The 264-nt window shown below is 36.0% G+C and carries 1 pseudogene; it reads right to left on the bottom strand.

The features are described from left to right. Positions 1-30: 30 nt before the first annotated feature. Positions 31-264 (bottom strand): annotated as a pseudogene (locus CWB75_RS18810) (pseudouridine synthase family protein); the annotation flags it as partial.

The raw sequence follows: 264 nt of genomic DNA, 5'->3' as shown, positions 1-264 counted from the left end.
ATGGTTTTCAGTTAAATTTAAATAATCTTACAGTATTTCTCTTATTTGTACGCCGTATAAATAAATCACTTTGTAACCACATTAATGCGCCATTTTACGAATTTGTCGATTAAGTCCTTGTTTTAAAATAATACTAATCTGATTGTCAGTGATTTTAGTCACCTCACACGGCAAGGTCATTTGCTTGTGGTCAGGGTCGGGTGCAGCCATGTTTTGGTATAACTCCGGATCTATCGCGTTATTGACGGTTACGAAATATCGCTT

It is taken from the genome of Pseudoalteromonas sp. S1608 (assembly GCF_005887265.1).
Taxonomy (GTDB): Bacteria; Pseudomonadota; Gammaproteobacteria; order Enterobacterales; family Alteromonadaceae; genus Pseudoalteromonas; species Pseudoalteromonas undina.
This window is presented reverse-complemented; position numbering and strand designations above follow the sequence as displayed.